Annotated in this window: 9 protein-coding genes and 1 tRNA gene; 4 read left to right on the top strand and 6 right to left on the bottom strand. The window is 42.2% G+C overall.

What is annotated here, in order from left to right:
- Nucleotides 1-6 precede the first annotated feature (6 nt).
- A complete protein-coding gene (gene metG, locus ACZ48L_RS05480; protein WP_025791719.1) occupies nucleotides 7-2,070 on the bottom strand; it encodes a methionine--tRNA ligase in 2,064 nt (687 codons plus the stop codon).
- A 167-nt stretch (nucleotides 2,071-2,237) separates the two neighbouring features.
- On the opposite strand from metG, the gene ACZ48L_RS05475 reads away from it, so the two are divergent.
- The gene (locus ACZ48L_RS05475) at nucleotides 2,238-4,238 is read left to right on the top strand and encodes a KUP/HAK/KT family potassium transporter (protein WP_025791720.1); all 2,001 of its coding nucleotides are present in this window, start codon (nucleotides 2,238-2,240) and stop codon (nucleotides 4,236-4,238) included.
- Nucleotides 4,239-4,578: 340 nt separating this feature from the next.
- Here the strand turns inward: ACZ48L_RS05475 and ACZ48L_RS05470 are convergent, their stop codons facing one another.
- Both ACZ48L_RS05470 and ACZ48L_RS05465 read right to left on the bottom strand, forming a co-directional pair.
- Nucleotides 4,579-5,901, bottom strand: a complete 1,323-nt coding sequence (locus ACZ48L_RS05470) for an alpha-amylase family glycosyl hydrolase (protein ID WP_025791721.1) — start codon at nucleotides 5,899-5,901, stop codon at nucleotides 4,579-4,581.
- A gap of 353 nt (nucleotides 5,902-6,254) precedes the next feature.
- Entirely contained in the window at nucleotides 6,255-7,949 is a 1,695-nt protein-coding gene (locus tag ACZ48L_RS05465; protein ID WP_025791722.1) for an RluA family pseudouridine synthase, read from the bottom strand.
- 149 nt (nucleotides 7,950-8,098) lie between these two features.
- Between ACZ48L_RS05465 and ACZ48L_RS05460 the strand changes: the two genes are divergently transcribed.
- Nucleotides 8,099-9,091: a patatin-like phospholipase family protein gene (locus ACZ48L_RS05460; RefSeq protein WP_311155918.1), complete on the top strand. Its 993-nt coding sequence runs from the start codon at nucleotides 8,099-8,101 to the stop codon at nucleotides 9,089-9,091.
- Nucleotides 9,092-9,436: 345 nt separating this feature from the next.
- Here the strand turns inward: ACZ48L_RS05460 and ACZ48L_RS05455 are convergent, their stop codons facing one another.
- The 3 genes from ACZ48L_RS05455 to ACZ48L_RS05445 form a co-directional block, all read right to left on the bottom strand.
- Nucleotides 9,437-10,237: an ADP-ribosylglycohydrolase family protein gene (locus ACZ48L_RS05455; protein ID WP_008824180.1), complete on the bottom strand. Its 801-nt coding sequence runs from the start codon at nucleotides 10,235-10,237 to the stop codon at nucleotides 9,437-9,439.
- Nucleotides 10,238-10,371: 134 nt separating this feature from the next.
- Nucleotides 10,372-10,443: transfer RNA gene (locus ACZ48L_RS05450), tRNA-Arg, on the bottom strand.
- 449 nt (nucleotides 10,444-10,892) lie between these two features.
- The gene (locus ACZ48L_RS05445) at nucleotides 10,893-12,335 is read right to left on the bottom strand and encodes a C69 family dipeptidase (protein WP_025791723.1); all 1,443 of its coding nucleotides are present in this window, start codon (nucleotides 12,333-12,335) and stop codon (nucleotides 10,893-10,895) included.
- Between the two features lie 338 nt (nucleotides 12,336-12,673).
- On the opposite strand from ACZ48L_RS05445, the gene ACZ48L_RS05440 reads away from it, so the two are divergent.
- Complete coding sequence (locus ACZ48L_RS05440) at nucleotides 12,674-13,477, top strand: FG-GAP repeat protein (protein ID WP_025791724.1); 804 nt, start codon at nucleotides 12,674-12,676, stop codon at nucleotides 13,475-13,477.
- A gap of 369 nt (nucleotides 13,478-13,846) precedes the next feature.
- On the top strand, nucleotides 13,847-15,745 hold the full coding sequence (locus tag ACZ48L_RS05435; RefSeq protein WP_314694747.1) for an AAA domain-containing protein: 1,899 nt from the start codon (nucleotides 13,847-13,849) through the stop codon (nucleotides 15,743-15,745).
- The last annotated feature ends 41 nt before the right edge of the window (nucleotides 15,746-15,786 follow it).

The raw sequence follows: 15,786 nt of genomic DNA, 5'->3' as shown, positions 1-15,786 counted from the left end.
CTTTCTTTATCCTACTTGGCTACCTGGCTTCACCTTATCCAGTGTTGTTGTGACTGCGAGAGAGCCGTCAAAGTTGACTGCAGAGAGGATCATTCCCTGGCTTTCAATGCCCATCATCTTTCGAGGAGCAAAGTTTGCAACGAAGAGAACATCCTTACCTATGAGCTGTTCTGGCTCATAGTAGGCTGCAATACCACTGAGGATGGTGCGTTCAACACCTGATCCATCGTCGATAGTGAACTGCAATAGCTTCTTACTCTTCTTCACTTTCTCACACTTAATGATATGTCCTACACGGATATCCAGCTTCTCGAAGTCGTCGAAAGGAATCTCTTTCTTTATCGGTTCAGCCTTGTAAGTAGCTTCCTCGTTGGCTTTCTTGGTCTCTTCCAACTTACGAAGTTGTGCCTCAATGGCCTCATCTTCAATCTTTTCAAACAGCAGTTCAGGTTCTGCAAGTTGCTTCCCTGCAGGAAGAAGATTGGTTGAACCAAGCTCACTCCAGTCGTATTCCGTCATGTTTATCAGCTCACGAAGCTTCTTACTTGAGAATGGAAGGAATGGCTCGAAGGCTATACTGAGGTTCGCAACAAGCTGAAGTGAGATATTCAGAATCGTCTCTACACGCTTAGGATCAGTCTTCCAAACCTTCCATGGCTCACATTCTGTGATGTATTTATTACCAATGCGGGCAAGATTCATCGCCTCTTTCTGTGCCTCACGGAACTTAAAGGCATCAAGATAAGCCTCCATCTTCTCCTTGACATCCTTGAATTCCTGGATAGCCTGGCGGTCAATATCCTGCAGTTCACCACATGCTGGAACAACACCGTCCCAGTATTTCTTTGTCAACTGCAATGCACGGTTCACGAAGTTACCATACACAGCAACGAGTTCGGAGTTGTTACGCTCCTGAAAATCCTTCCATGTGAAGTTGTTGTCCTTGGTCTCTGGCGCATTGGCTGTGAGCACATAGCGTAGCACATCCTGCTTTCCTTTGAAGTCATGGAGGTACTCATGGAGCCATACAGCCCAGTTCTTACTTGTTGAAATCTTGTTGTTTTCAAGGTTCAAGAACTCATTTGCAGGAACGTTATCAGGTAGAATGTAATCGCCATGAGCCTTTAACATCGTTGGGAAGATAAGACAGTGGAAGACAATATTGTCCTTACCGATGAAGTGAACAAGCCGAGTTTCAGGGTCTTGCCACCACTTCTGCCAGTTACCGAAGTGCTCTGGGTCACTGTCACACAGTTCTTTGGTGTTTGAAATGTACCCAATTGGGGCGTCAAACCAAACATATAGCACTTTACCTTCAGCCCCTTTGACAGGAACAGGGATACCCCAATCAAGGTCACGGGTCATTGCACGAGGCTGTAAGTCCATGTCTAACCAGCTCTTACACTGTCCATAGACATTCGGACGCCACTCTTTATGATCCTCAAGAATCCATTGTTTCAACCATTCTTGGTAGTTGTTTAATGGCAAATACCAGTTTTTCGTCTTCTTAACGACTGGTTTTGACCCAGAGATAGTAGAGTGTGGGTTCTTCAATTCCATAGGACTGAGGTCGCTACCACACTTCTCACACTGGTCACCGTAGGCATTTGGGTTGCCACAATGTGGACATTCACCCATGATGTAACGGTCAGCAAGGAACTGATGAGCCTCTTCATCGTAGTATTGTTCGCTCTCTTGCTCAACGAGTTTGCCGTCATCATAAAGCTTACGGAAGAAGTCTGAGGCAAATTTCTCATGTGTTTTACTCGTTGTACGACTATAGATATCAAACGAAATACCGAAATCTTTGAAAGAGTCTTTTATCAATTTGTTATATCTATCGCATACATCTTGTGGTGTAATGCCCTCTTTCTTAGCGCGAATAGTGATTGGTACGCCGTGTTCATCGCTTCCACAGATGAAGATTACCTCCCTTTTCTTCAGTCGAAGATAGCGAACATAAATGTCAGCAGGAACATATACACCTGCAAGATGCCCTATATGAACACCACCATTAGCGTATGGCAGTGCTGCCGTAACGGTGGTTCGTTTGAATTTCTTTTCTTCCATAAATGTCTGTTCGTTGTTTCTTTGCTAATATCTGCACGTTGTTTCTTTGCTGCAAAGTTACTGTAAATAAGGTAAACGACAAAGGATTTATAGATAAAACCCAGCTGTATCCTATGCCGTTACCTTGTTTTTGTTTACCTTTGCATCTGTTTTAAGAAAAGATAGTAATGAGTAAGGATAACATTAGTCACACTTCTGTGCGTCATAAGCTTAGTTTAATAGGTGTCATAGTAACCTTAGGTATTGTCTTTGGGGATATAGGTACGTCACCACTTTACGTGATGAAAGCTATTGTAAGGGCTGGTGATACGGTCAATGCAGAGTATATTATTGGTGCAGTATCATGTATTATCTGGACCTTAACACTGCAGACAACAGTTAAATATGTACTGATTGCGCTTCGGGCAGACAATAAAGGGGAAGGTGGAATACTTGCTCTTTATGCCTTGATACGTAGACATAGCAAGAAATGGTATTATCTTTTGGCCATCATAGGAGCAAGTACGTTGATTGCAGATGGCGTCATTACGCCGTCCATTACGGTCCTTTCAGCTATTGAAGGATTGCGTGCTTACGAGCCAGAGACACCAGTTGTGCCCATAGCACTTTGTATTGTGACGGTATTATTCTTCATTCAACAGTTCGGAACGAATGCTATTGGAAAACTGTTTGGCCCATTGATGCTCATATGGTTTACGTTGCTTGGGGTGCTTGGAGCAATGAATATCGGGGAATATTTCCCTATTCTTCAGGCTTTTAATCCGTTGCATGCTGTCCGTTTGCTTGCCAGTAGTCCTGAATGGTTCCTTATTTTGGGTGCCGTTTTCCTGTGTACTACAGGTGCTGAAGCCTTATATTCCGACTTAGGGCACTGTGGAATCAATAACATTCGTATGAGTTGGGCGTTCGTAAAGATAATGCTTATTCTCAATTATCTTGGTCAAGGAGCATGGATTATCTCACATGTTGGCAATCTGACACCAGGAGTTAACCCCTTCTATGCTATCATGCCACGTGGCATTCTCTTCTTTGGTATAACCATGGCAACCATTGCTGCCATTATAGCCAGCCAGGCTTTGATAAGCGGTTCGTTCACAATCTTCAGTGAAGCGATGAACTTGAAGTTCTGGCCAAGGCAGAAAATCAAGTATCCAACAGATGTGAAAGGACAGCTCTACATCCCGTTTGTCAATATCTCTTTGTATGTTCTCTGTGTCATTGTGATACTTTTCTTCCAGAATTCAGAGAACATGGAGGCTGCTTATGGGCTGTCAATCACAGTCACAATGTTGATGACAACCCTGCTACTCAGTGCTTATCTCACCATAAAACGTACTCATCGTTGGGCTGTTACATTGTTCCTTATAGCCTTTGTTGGGCTTGAAAGCATCTTCTTCGTAGCCAATATGGCGAAGTTTATGCATGGTGGTTGGGTTACAATGTTGCTTGCCAGTGTGATGATCGGGATAATGTATATATGGTATAACGCCACTACGATTCGTAATGCACAGATTATTGTGCGTGACATAAGGGATTCGTACGGTATCATTTCCGATATCAAGGCTGATGAATCCATACCAAAGTATGCAACGAACATTGTCTATCTTAGCAAATTGGGTGGTACATATGAGATTGAACAGAAGATACTTTATTCGATAATCAATAAGCATCCGATGCGTGCTGACCACTATATTCTCCTTCATATAGACTATCAGGACACTCCATCAACGTTGGAATATGATACCGTAACATTGATTCCTGACACGCTTTATCGTATTAATCTGCGTCTGGGATTCCGCGTTCATCCGTTGGTTAACCGTTATTTCCGTCAGATAATAGAGGATATGGTTGCACAAAAGGAGTTCTCTTTGGCTTCTGCTTACCCTTCTTTGGCAAAGCATAAGGTGATGGGTAACTTTGTTTTCGTGCTGATTAATCGTCTTTATGCAGCCTATAATTACTTCTCTTTCCGTGATCGTATGATCATGAATGCCTATGAATGGATTGATAAGTTGAAGTTAAGTATAACACGTTCTTTGGGTTTGGATACGAGTAACGTGTTGATAGAGAATGTTCCTTTGGTTGTTCGATCACGTACAAGCAACCATTCAAACGCTATTCCACGGGTAGAAAGAGTGGAAAATGAGGAGGAAGAGAATGTGAAATAGACGAGCTTACATCGTTATACATATTCTTCTTTTGTAAGATAATTTCTTTTTCATTTTTTAGAAGGGCATCTATTGCGTTCTAAAAGGGCACCTTTTGCATTGTAAAAGGTGCCCTTTTAGCATGTAAAAGACGCCCTTTTGCAATGTAAAAGATGCCCTTTTACAAGCCTGTTTGTAACTAATTGATAGTGTTGATGTTATGAAACGGGGAAAAGTTGTTTTTCTTTTGTTTCCTCTTTCTTTGTTGATCGTAAGTTGTAAGATTATTTCTAAGCCTCTCAACTCATCCCTTCAGCTTTCTCTTTCTTGCTTTATAGTTCTTTGCGTTACTATGTAAAGCTCACTTAACGGGTGCTGATTTGTAGAGAACAGCTATACCAGTATTATCTGTCTTACCACTGATTGTTGTTGCTGTAACAGTCCATTGGTTACCGCTCACTTGGTCTGTGTATGTTCCTGGGACGGCATAACTGCCTCCATTTGCTACTGTTACTGTTCCGCTACCATTGAAGTTGACGATAATAGCGCCGCCCCCTTTGCGGGTGATAGAGGCTACACTACCGTCTGCAGAGTAGTAATCTGGTTTACCATTCATGACATTATGGAACTTATTTACCTCAGCAACGCACTTGGAAGTGAAGTGCATTGAGCCTTTTTGTGGCACTTTTGCCCCCACGCCACGCCCTATAGGACGAGAGAAATAGAGTGCTGGAATGCGGTTATGGGATGCTGCTACAGCGTAAGCACGGTCTATAATGTCTTGGCTAACACCAACACTTTCACCTCCTTGGTTGCAATATGTATCGTGACTTTCTCCCCAATAAACCACCTTATCAGTATTAAAACGTTTCGTATAGTTGCCTGTTCCATACGGAGTTGCCTGATGATTCTTAGCAGAACCTAACACGTTGTTGGTCCCATAAGGGCTGTCTGTGATGCTCATGTAGGTCATGTATTCAGGAATAAGCTTACTATCATCCCCTCCGGTATCGTTAAGTATCTCTCCGTAGTTGTACATTGTCTTGTCAATGACCATCGGCCAGAACGGATCTCCTTCTGATGGCAAGCCAATATGCTTGGCTGCGTCCCATCTACAACCATCTACTCCGAGTGCTTTCAGCTTCTGTACGTAGGCTTTAAACTTCGAATAGACACGTTTATCTTCGGTCTTTAGGTCTTTCATGCCTATCTCTCCGTGTGTAACTTGGTATCGATCGTTCCAGTTACTTACCTTTCCAAGGGTGTGATAGAGGTCTATATTTTTCCAATAGTCGGCTACTATGTCTAAAGAACCTTCTGTATGATTTGCTATAATGTCAACAATTACCTTGAGACCTTTGGCATGTGCGGCATCACAAAGGGCTTTTAGCTCCTCTTTAGTACCAAGAGGGTTGGGTCCAACCTCTGTGTTATGGGGGCGATAGAGGTCATACCACATCAATGTATCCGTATTATTGGTTTGTGCAGGAGATGTTTGTACGGCTGTGAAGCCAGCCTTTTTGATGTTATCCAACTCTGCTTTAATGTCCGTATACTTCCAGTCAAAGCAGTGAAGGATGGTTCCTTCCTGAATAGAAGGGGCTTGTGCCCATGCACTTGTCAGCCATGTGAGAAGAAAAAGGAGGCTAAGCAGTCTGGTTTTGTTGGTCTTTTGCATCATCATATATAATAGGTTTTTAACTGTTTTGTTGTGAATTCTTTGCCATTGAGGCTGTATATCTCTGCCGAAAGCGTGTGCAAAGTGCTCTTAATAAGGGTGTTTAGGTTTTTAAAATACGGATACAAAGATAGCTTCAATTCATATTATTATATTGCTTTTGTGGGGGAAATGGATGGTAACCATTGTGAAAACGATTGCGCAAGGTGATTCTTTCTAATAGTAAAAGGGTGTCTTTTACGTTCGTGTTGATGGTGAATACATATGGAGTTGACGGTAAATGCATATGGGATTGATGGTGAATATGAATGGAGTTGACGGTAAACACGAGTGGACTTTTCTGTCTTCTGTCAGTCTCTTTATAGTAAAGTGCTGTCGAAAGACATGTTTTTTGCTGTTATGGGGTGCGTGAAATCTAAGTGTTCTGCATGTAGCCAAAGTCGCTCATCACGCTTACCATAGAGTGTATCACCGATGATAGGCGTATCCAAACCCTCTTTATGAGCACAGTGAACACGTAATTGATGGGTGCGACCTGTCTGTGGATGGAGTTGAATCTTTATGGCTTCTTGGTTGTCTTTCCCATATTTTGTCTTTCCCACAACGTGATATTCTGTAATGGCAGACTTCCCATTGATGTGGTCAACCATCTGTCTGGGACGGTCATCTACGTCAGGTGTGAGTGGAAGAGTAATCCTTCCGTCTGTGGGTTTGTGCTTTTCAAGAAAGGAGAAGGGCAACAATGCAACGTATCTTTTACTGACTTCATGGTGTAAGAATTGCTTTTGCAGTGCTTTATAAACAGACAAATTGCGAGCAATGACTAATAGTCCACTGGTCGACATGTCCAATCTGTGCACCATAAAGGGCTCATTCTCTCCCTTCCATCGTTCTTTCAGTATACTGTAAACAGATGGTTTCCCACTCTTTCCAGGCACAGACAGTAAGCCGGATGGCTTGTTGATAACAGCCAAATAACTGTCTTCATAAATGATTTTAATGGTCTGTTCGGTGTTGTTGCTTGCCGTATCACAGTTGGTTTCCAATCCTTCCAGCATCCACATAAGGATAGGTTTACACTTCCCATTGCATGCTGGATAGTAAGAACCATGTTGTCTTACTTCATTTTTGGGTGCAGGTCCCCACCAGAACATCGCCATTGAGATGGGTTTATAGCCCTGTAGAAAGGCGTATTGAAGCAACTTTGGCTCACAACATTCCCCTGCTCCAGAGGGCGGAAGTAATGATGTTGAGATGTTTTTGTCCTCTGTTTTGTCTGCTGAGGCTGATAGTTTCTGTGCCATACGGGTACGTGCGGTACTGTTAAGCAGATAATAATCCCGAAAGATATCAAGCAGATTCTTGCGTTCTCCACGTGCATTGAGGAGTGAGAACTGCGAGAATAGCCAGTATTGTAGCCTGTCCGACTTCAGTTTTCGTTCACGTTTCCATGCCGTTATCTTGTCCTGTAACAGTTGCAAATGGCGTTTTGCAGCATCAATCTGTTCGTTGTAAGTAAGTTTAGTGCGGTGCAATTCAGCTTTGAGAAACTGACTTTGACGGATCATTTCATTGTGTTCCTGTTCAGAAATGAAAGCCTCTTTCCGCCGTTTGTCACGTAAAGCCTTGGCTGCTTGCATGATGTTTCGCTTCTCGTCAAGCACCTTTTGCGCCTCCTGTTGAATGTCTTTCAGATGTTGTTGTGCCTCTTTGTACTCCTCAGATGCCTGTAACTGTGCTATCATATGGTTCAAAGAAGATATCTCAGCCTCATGAATCTTGAAGTATCCGTTGGGTTGTAGATAGTCGAATACTGCGGGAACGAAGCCTTCAGGCTCGTTTTCTATCTGTCCAGAGTAGGCTTGTAGATAACCCAAACGTCCTTTATTCATTACTATCAGTACACCATACATCTTTCCTTCTATGGGGTTGACGGGTAATTTTGACCGTAATTCCTTTACTGCAGCACGGCAAAGTGCGTCCGGTTCATAATCAAAAGGGTTATTAAACCGTACGGGTATAGGTGTATTTATGTCTAAAGGATGAAACATCATGATGCAAAGTTACGAAAAAGTTACTGGCTTAGCAAGTGAAAGAATCATGTGATTTGTTCGGTAAATGGGTGTAACAGAGGAATTATTATCGTATGGATAATCAGGTGAAAGATGCTTTTGTTAGGATAAAAAGCTGTACATTTGCCTTCATGAAACGTACATTTCTTATATTTCTTATCCTTATCTGTTGTTGTTTTTCCGTACAGGGACAACAGAAAACGGTACAGAAGCCCCGCCTGAAGGTGGGACTTGTACTGGGTGGAGGCGGTGCCAAAGGGGCTGCAGCAGTAGGAGTTCTGAAAGAAATAGAACGTTCTGGGATTCCTATTGACTATATTGCAGGTACGAGTATAGGTGCAATCATTGGTGGATTGTATGCTCAAGGCTATCGTACCAATGCCCTTGACACCCTGTTTCGTTCACAACATTGGCTCTCATTGTTGTCAGATAGAGACACAACTCTTACTGGAAAGATATTGAAAGAGGTGGATGGAGTGACTTATCTTTTTGGCTTTCCCGTACGTCGTAAGGCTGTTGTAGAGCGTAAGAAAGGGTGGGGACTTTCACATGGTGACCATATTTACGACTTTCTCGACTCACTTGTGTCTCATTCTCCAGCGGAGAAAGGGGTGGTGAAGTGTACTATTCCCTTCTCTTGTGTGGCTTTTGACATTCGCCGTCGGCAAGAGATTGTACTTGACACGGGGAACTTAGCACGTAATATGCGCGCCAGTATGGCTATTCCAGGTATGTTTAAACCTGTTGCAATGGACACCTTGATGCTGGTGGATGGTGGTATGATAAATAATCTTCCAGTAGATGTGATGCGGAGAATGGGGGCAGATATAGTGATAGCTATAGACCTTCAGCAGCGTAAACATGATGATTATCATTCGCCTTTTGCCTTCCTTAGAGGACTTGGTGGGGTCTTTAGCTGGTTGGCGGAACGCCCTGATATAAAAAAGTATAATATAAACCGTACACAAGCCGACCTCTATATCAATCCTAATTTAGGCTCTTATGGGGTGACAGACTTTAAGCCTGGAGCCATAAAAGACATGATTCGGATAGGAGAAGAGACGGGAAAGGCATATAGAAATGAACTGAAACGAATGAAAGAAAAGCTTGGTAAGGGACGATAAATATACTTCTTTATAGTGTTTGAAAGAACTTTACAGTTGAGAGAACGTCATGAGGAACAAAACAGAAGGAAATGAACTTTTTCCGGTTTAGTAATCTTCAGAATCCCAGATAGTTACGGATGGGCTTGTAAAAGGGCATGTTTTGCGATGTAAAAGGGCGTCTTTTACATGCCAAAAGGGCATCTTTTACAATGCAAAAGGGCATCTTTTAGAATGCAAAAGACGCCCTTTTAAAATTCAATAAGAAAGTTATTTTACAAAAATAGGATTTGTTCCGTTCTTGAATCAAGTTTGTTTCAGGTGAAATAAAGTGCCTGAAACAAAAAAAGAAGTAACCTTTTGGGGTTACTTCTTTTGTCTACATCCAGACTGAATGGTCTCATAAAACTGGCTGAGAATGCCTAACATGTCATCTGGAAGATAGCTGATAGCCTTTTCAATCATGGTTTCTGGCACTTGGTAATATGCTTCCGCAATAGCTCCGGCAATGCATGCTTTCGTGTCAGTATCACCATCGCAGAGGACAGCAAGGCGTATTGTCTCTTCAAAATCATTAGCATCCATGAAGCAACGCAGTGCCATTGGTACCGTCTCTTGGCATGTTCCGTCGAAGTGTCCTTCTGCTCCTATCTTCAAAATGTCCCTCATTGACGGTATCTCATAGCCGAAAAACTTATGTACTTTACGCTCCACATCGGTCTTGGAGAAGCGCATTAGCCGCAGCCAGCAGATGGTTTCAGCCACACATTGTGCTCCTTTGATACCTTCAGGATGGTTATGACTGACCTCAGCGCTCTTCTTTGCCTCATCAATAACTTGCTCCCAATCATCAAATAACCAGCCAATAGGACTGACACGCATGGCTGATCCGTTGCCATAAGAGTTCATAGGATGGGGCTGATCCGCCTGAATCCATTCATAAAACCTGCTCCCGTAGCCTCCCATTGGGTCCGGATAACGTCGGCACCAGTCGTGTAAAGCCTCCTGATAGTTGCGATGATTCATCACAGCATCAGCTATAGCAATGGTACAAATGGTATCATCCGTGTATGAACAGTCGGGGGTAAAGAGTTCAAAACCTTCCTCTGGCGTTGCTCCGAACTCGAAACGTGAGCCTATAATGTCTCCTATAATGGCACCAATCATAATGAATTAAATTTAAAGGATTGGAAGATGAAGTGTGATATGCTTATTGGATAATGGTTCTTATCTCGTTATTTGTTAGGTAGTATAGAGTGATTTTCTTCTTTAAGAAGAGGATAATAAAGAGTAATTTATAGTACTCCGACCGGGAATCGAACCCGGATCAAAGGTTTAGGAAACCTCCGTTCTATCCATTGAACTATCAGAGCAAACCTTATATAAGCCGTGTCTGCCAGTCGTAGAGTGGCTTATTCTACGTGCAAAGGTAAGGAAAAAAACTTATATTCACAGTGAATGATTATAATTTTTATCGGACATGAGTTTCCACTTAGGTAACTTGAAGATGAAATATAAAGGTTTGGTAGTTATAAATGGTTCGTCTGTATAATATTATTATACCAACACTTTTAATCCTAAATATTATCTTTAACTTTGTAAACAGAATTCTTACAACTGGTTCTATTTGACTTTTCAATAACGCTAAAGCAATATTTCACTTGCAAAACGGGTTAAAAATGGGGAATAAACTTTGTGTTTGTTCGACGGTTTTATAGGCTTGTTGTGTCTTATTTGTTTGTATGTTTGATAGTAAAACATAAATAGGCAAAGAGGGGATGACGGTTTTCGCCATTCCCTCTTTATTGTTTATACCTTCTGTTTAAGCACCGTGGAAGAGATATTCCTGCTGGATATCCTTTGTCATCAGTGTGAAAAGCTTCTCCTGAAGACGGTCAGCAACCTCGAGAGCATCGGTTAGAACCTTGTCGGAGAAGGCCTGTAACAGGTCTTTTGCATGCAGAGGTTGTGTCTTATAGATGCGTAAGTACTCCTCTTCCATCTCCCTTTGACGCTGGTCAGTCTCTGCTTCGAACTTCGCATAAGTCTCCTTTATGATAGGAGCATACTTGTTATAGTTCGTCATACCGAGTACCATTATCTTGCGGAACTTCCAATATGCAGAGTCAGCACTTGACTCATCCGTACCCTTTGTGTAGGCTTCTGGATAAGAAGTAATGCCTTGATAGAGTGGAAGGAACACACCAAGATCAGCCATTCCCATGGCAACATAGTTGACACAACCGATAGCTTGTGGTAGTTCTGGGCGTACTTGCAGCAGGTGAGTCTGTGTAGTACGGAAGATAGAGACCGGTCTGTAAGGCTCCTTAGGGTTACTATGGAGGTATGGATCATGGTCAGTATTGTCGTAATGGAAGCGGAATGCTGTGCGAAGCTTGGTCAATGTGATCTTCTCTTCGGGTTTTGCAAACACAGGGAAGGTGTTCTTTGTAACGTCATTCTTGATAGATGGGGAGAAGAACTGCTGCAATCCCCATACTCGAGGATAGTTATAAGTAGTGTCAAGTTTCACATCTCGGGCATAAGCTTCATGGAAATCAAACGCTCCCTGTGCTGGATTGTAGAGTCCATGCTTCTCTGCAAACTCAATCAAGTCGGCTGATGCAAGATAATTCTCCTTGTCTTTAGGGTCGTAAGTACGGAAGCGACTCTGGTTACCAGTAACGAAATACTGATCCTTTGGCATGCGACAAGCCAACCAACGATGGCCACAGGCTGTCTCAAAGTACCATATCTCTTTGTTATCTACGAACCCAATGCCGAATCCTTCAGCAATACCATGCTTCTCAACAAGCATACCTAAGCGTTCAACACCTTCTCTTGCAGTACGGATATAAGGGAGTGTGATGTTGAAAACAGAGTTTTCTGCAACACCGTTTTCTACCAATGGATCATATTTCAACACCTCATCGCTGCTGAAAATACTCTCTGTTGCACTCATTCCGACACCTGCCGTATTGAAACCAGCACTTCCCCAGTGACCGTGAAGGCTATATGGAGAAAGGGCAGAATAGCCTAAAGCCTTCTCAGGAAGCTCACAACGGAAGGGACTATCCTTTGCAATGAACTCGCGTGGACCGTTGTCTGTATCTTCAAATATCTCGTAGTTCTTAGCTTCCATTGCGTCCCAGTCCTCTGAACGGGAAACTATCATAGAACCATCAGCGGTCTGTTCTTTCCCGATGATGATGGTTGTACACTCGGATGGTAGGGTGTGCAGCTGTTGCACGTTAGTCTTTTTCATAAGCTATAAGTATAGTTTAATTTGTTATTTGATGTTGGCAAATATAAGAAATATTTGGGAAAGCAGGTAAGAATGGGGCTGAAAAAAGCACAAACAGGCATGTCTTATAGTGCAGAATACCTACTTATGGGGAATTACAAAGGCCTTGTAGAAGAATTACAAGCCGCTTGTAGAAGTATTACAGACGCCTTGTAGAATTAGTACAAAGGGCTTGTAATTTTCTGTAATGTGGCTTTTAGTCTGTCAGAAGATTGTAGAATACGGAGGAAAATGTTACTTTTGCAGGTGTTATAAGCTAATGAATCACTTATATAGAAGCATTAAAAACATTGTTGTTTATGAGAATCAAGATATATTTTTTCCTATTAGGTGTTTGCTTTCTTCTCTTATCCTGTACAGAAAAGAGGCCTGTTGAGGTGGCTGGAGAAAGATCTGTTCTGAGCAAAGATACTGTGTCTGAGGTGCAGAAAACGGGAAAGGACACGATAAAAGGTATGTCGGAGAAGGTCTTGGAGATGGATAATCATCCATATAAAATACTTATTCCTTTCAGTTATCGTCAATGTAAGGTTGATACATTGATTGATGATACTTGGGTGGAACTGTATAGGAAAGGACAGAAATACTATCTTTCTAAGGCAGAATATACAATCGGTAAAGAGTGGGATGAGATTATAGGAGACTCTGTGTCAACGCTGACAAGCAAGAGAAAGGTTCTTCTATATATTAATCATTTGCCTTCTAAAATGGGCGAAGTGAATAGTATTGACCTGCATATTGCTCCTAATTCTTTCTTGAATTCCTTTTATTTAAAGCCAGGAACTACGTTACGTTTTACTTTTGAGGGTAAGCATTATGAATTGAAAACTAAGGAAAAGGTTTTCACGAAACATGGTACTCAATCTTATGAAGGGATCATTCTCTTAAATGGAAAGCAGATTGTCAGAAGGACAAATTTGGATAAAGTTGACTTCACTCTTATGTTTGCAGGTGATATTGATGGTGATGGAAAGTTAGATTTAGTCTTTAATTTGTCGGGTGAGTTTGGTGAAGTTTATGTTGCTTTATATTTATCCTCCTGTGCTTTACCTGGTCAACTGGTAAGAAAGGTAGCGGAAGTGGTTGATTATTATGGGTGTTAACACCTTCTGAAGCTTGTTCTTTGCAGTGTTATGAAGTCTGTATTCACACATAGGAATTAATATTAAAGTTATAAATGAGAATTACGTTACTTATCTTTCCTTTGATATTTTTCTCGTTATTGTTCTCTTGTTCGGACAAGAAATATTGATGGTAATGGCAAGTTAAATTTGGTGATTGACTTTAGAAGTGATACTGGTGAGTTCAAAGTTGTCTTGTTCTTATCGTCCTGTGCGTTGCCTGGTCAGCCGGTTCGACAGGTCGGAGAGATAGATGATCTATACGATTCTTAGCTCACTTTGATACTTGTGTTAAACAGAGGACAGGCTGATATTCGAACATAAACTTAAAATAATTCATTTAAAAACAAGATGTCTCAGGAAACTCCACAACAGCTTTTACAACGTCAACGGCTATTACTCCAGATGGAGTATTATGCTGAGAAAGATGCCTTCCGCAAACAAACCGAGTCAACAGGTATGCAGAGGAAGGTTAAAAGAGGCGATGCTTGGTTCCCATTACGTGTGGGTAAACGTTTCTATAATGGGATGAATCAGCTGTGTGTGGAGGTGTTTCGCACACAGGATCAGGATATAGAGCATAACTTTGAGTTTGGTAGACCATTGTTATTCTTTAAGTATAATGATGTGGAAGGTAAGGGAAAGCTGAAGTATTATGGCTTTACGGGAACGGTATCTTACGTTGATGGCGACAGAATGGTTGTATCTGTGCCTGACTCTGCACCCTTATTGGAATTGCAATCAACTACAGAACAGATAGGTTGTCAGCTGGGTTTCGACGAAACAAGCTATCGAATGATGTTTGATGCATTGGATCGTACGATGAAAGCAAGGGGCAATCGACTTGCTTATCTGCGTGATTTGTTCTATTCCCGACAAAAAGTTGAGAAGTTTTCTTTCGCTCCTATTCGTCTGCCTTGGCTGAATCCAACACAGGAAAAGGCTGTTAACGAGGTTTTGTGGGCAAAGGATGTGGCTGTAGTTCATGGTCCTCCAGGTACAGGAAAGACCACAACGCTGGTTGAAGCCATCAACGAAGCACTGATGAGAGAGAGCCAGGTGATGGTCTGTGCACAAAGTAATATGGCTGTAGACTGGATATGTGAGAAGCTTGTTGACCGTGGAATCAATGTGTTGCGCATAGGTAATCCAACACGTGTAAACGATAAAATGCTCGGATTTACTTATGAACGGAAGTTCGAAGCACATCCTGATTACCCGCAGTTGTGGTCCATACGGAAAGCAATTCGCGAATTAAGGAACAACCGGAAACGCGGTTCTGAGAGCTATCATCAGAAGATGGACCGCCTAAAAAGTCGTGCTACGGAGTTAGAGATACGTATTAATACAGAGCTATTTGACGAAGCTCGTGTTGTAGCCTCTACGTTGGTAGGTGCTAACAGTAGGGTGATGGAAGGGCAGAAGTTCACTACTTTGTTCATTGATGAGGCTGCACAGGCTTTGGAAGCAGCCTGTTGGATAGCTATTCGTAGGGCTTCAAGGGTTATTTTTGCAGGAGATCACTGTCAGTTACCTCCCACGGTGAAGAGCATAGCAGCCCTGCGAGGTGGGTTAGGGAAGACTTTAATGGAACGAATCGTGGAGAATAAGCCCGAAGTAGTGACGCTTCTGAAGGTGCAATATCGAATGAATGAAGAGATTATGTGCTTCTCTTCCGTTTGGTTTTACCATGGTCAAATCATCAGTGCACCACAGATTAAATATCGTGGTATCCTTGATTATGATAATCCTATGGTCTGGATGGACACTTCAGATGAGCTTTCTAAGGAGCAGTTTGTTGGTGAGAGCTTTGGAAGAATCAATAAAGGGGAGGCTGAACTGACGCTGAAAACATTGCAGGAGTACTTTATGAAGATTGGTAAGCAGCGTATTTTAGATGAGAGAATAGACGTTGGCGTCATCTCACCCTACCGTGCTCAGGTGCAATATCTTCGTAGTTTGATCAAGAAACGAGAGTTTTTCAAGCCTTATCGTAGCCTGATTAGTGTGAATACAGTGGATGGTTTCCAAGGACAAGAGCGTGATGTGATTCTGATTTCCCTTGTTCGGTCGAATGAAGAAGGGCAGATTGGCTTCCTGAATGACCTCCGTCGTATGAATGTAGCCATCACTCGTGCTCGTATGAAGCTCATTATTCTGGGTAATGTGGCTACTTTGACCCGTCATCCGTTCTATAAGAAACTTTGGGAAAGCCTGCCTCATCCTCTCGAAAAAGAAGATCATGAGTAATGAAAGGATACAGGAGAGGGGCTTTTTTTCATGTAATAAAT

The sequence above is a fragment of the Prevotella histicola genome (assembly GCF_055385135.1).
The sequence above is the reverse complement of the archived record's forward strand: the minus strand, read 5'-3'. Positions and strand labels throughout refer to the sequence as shown.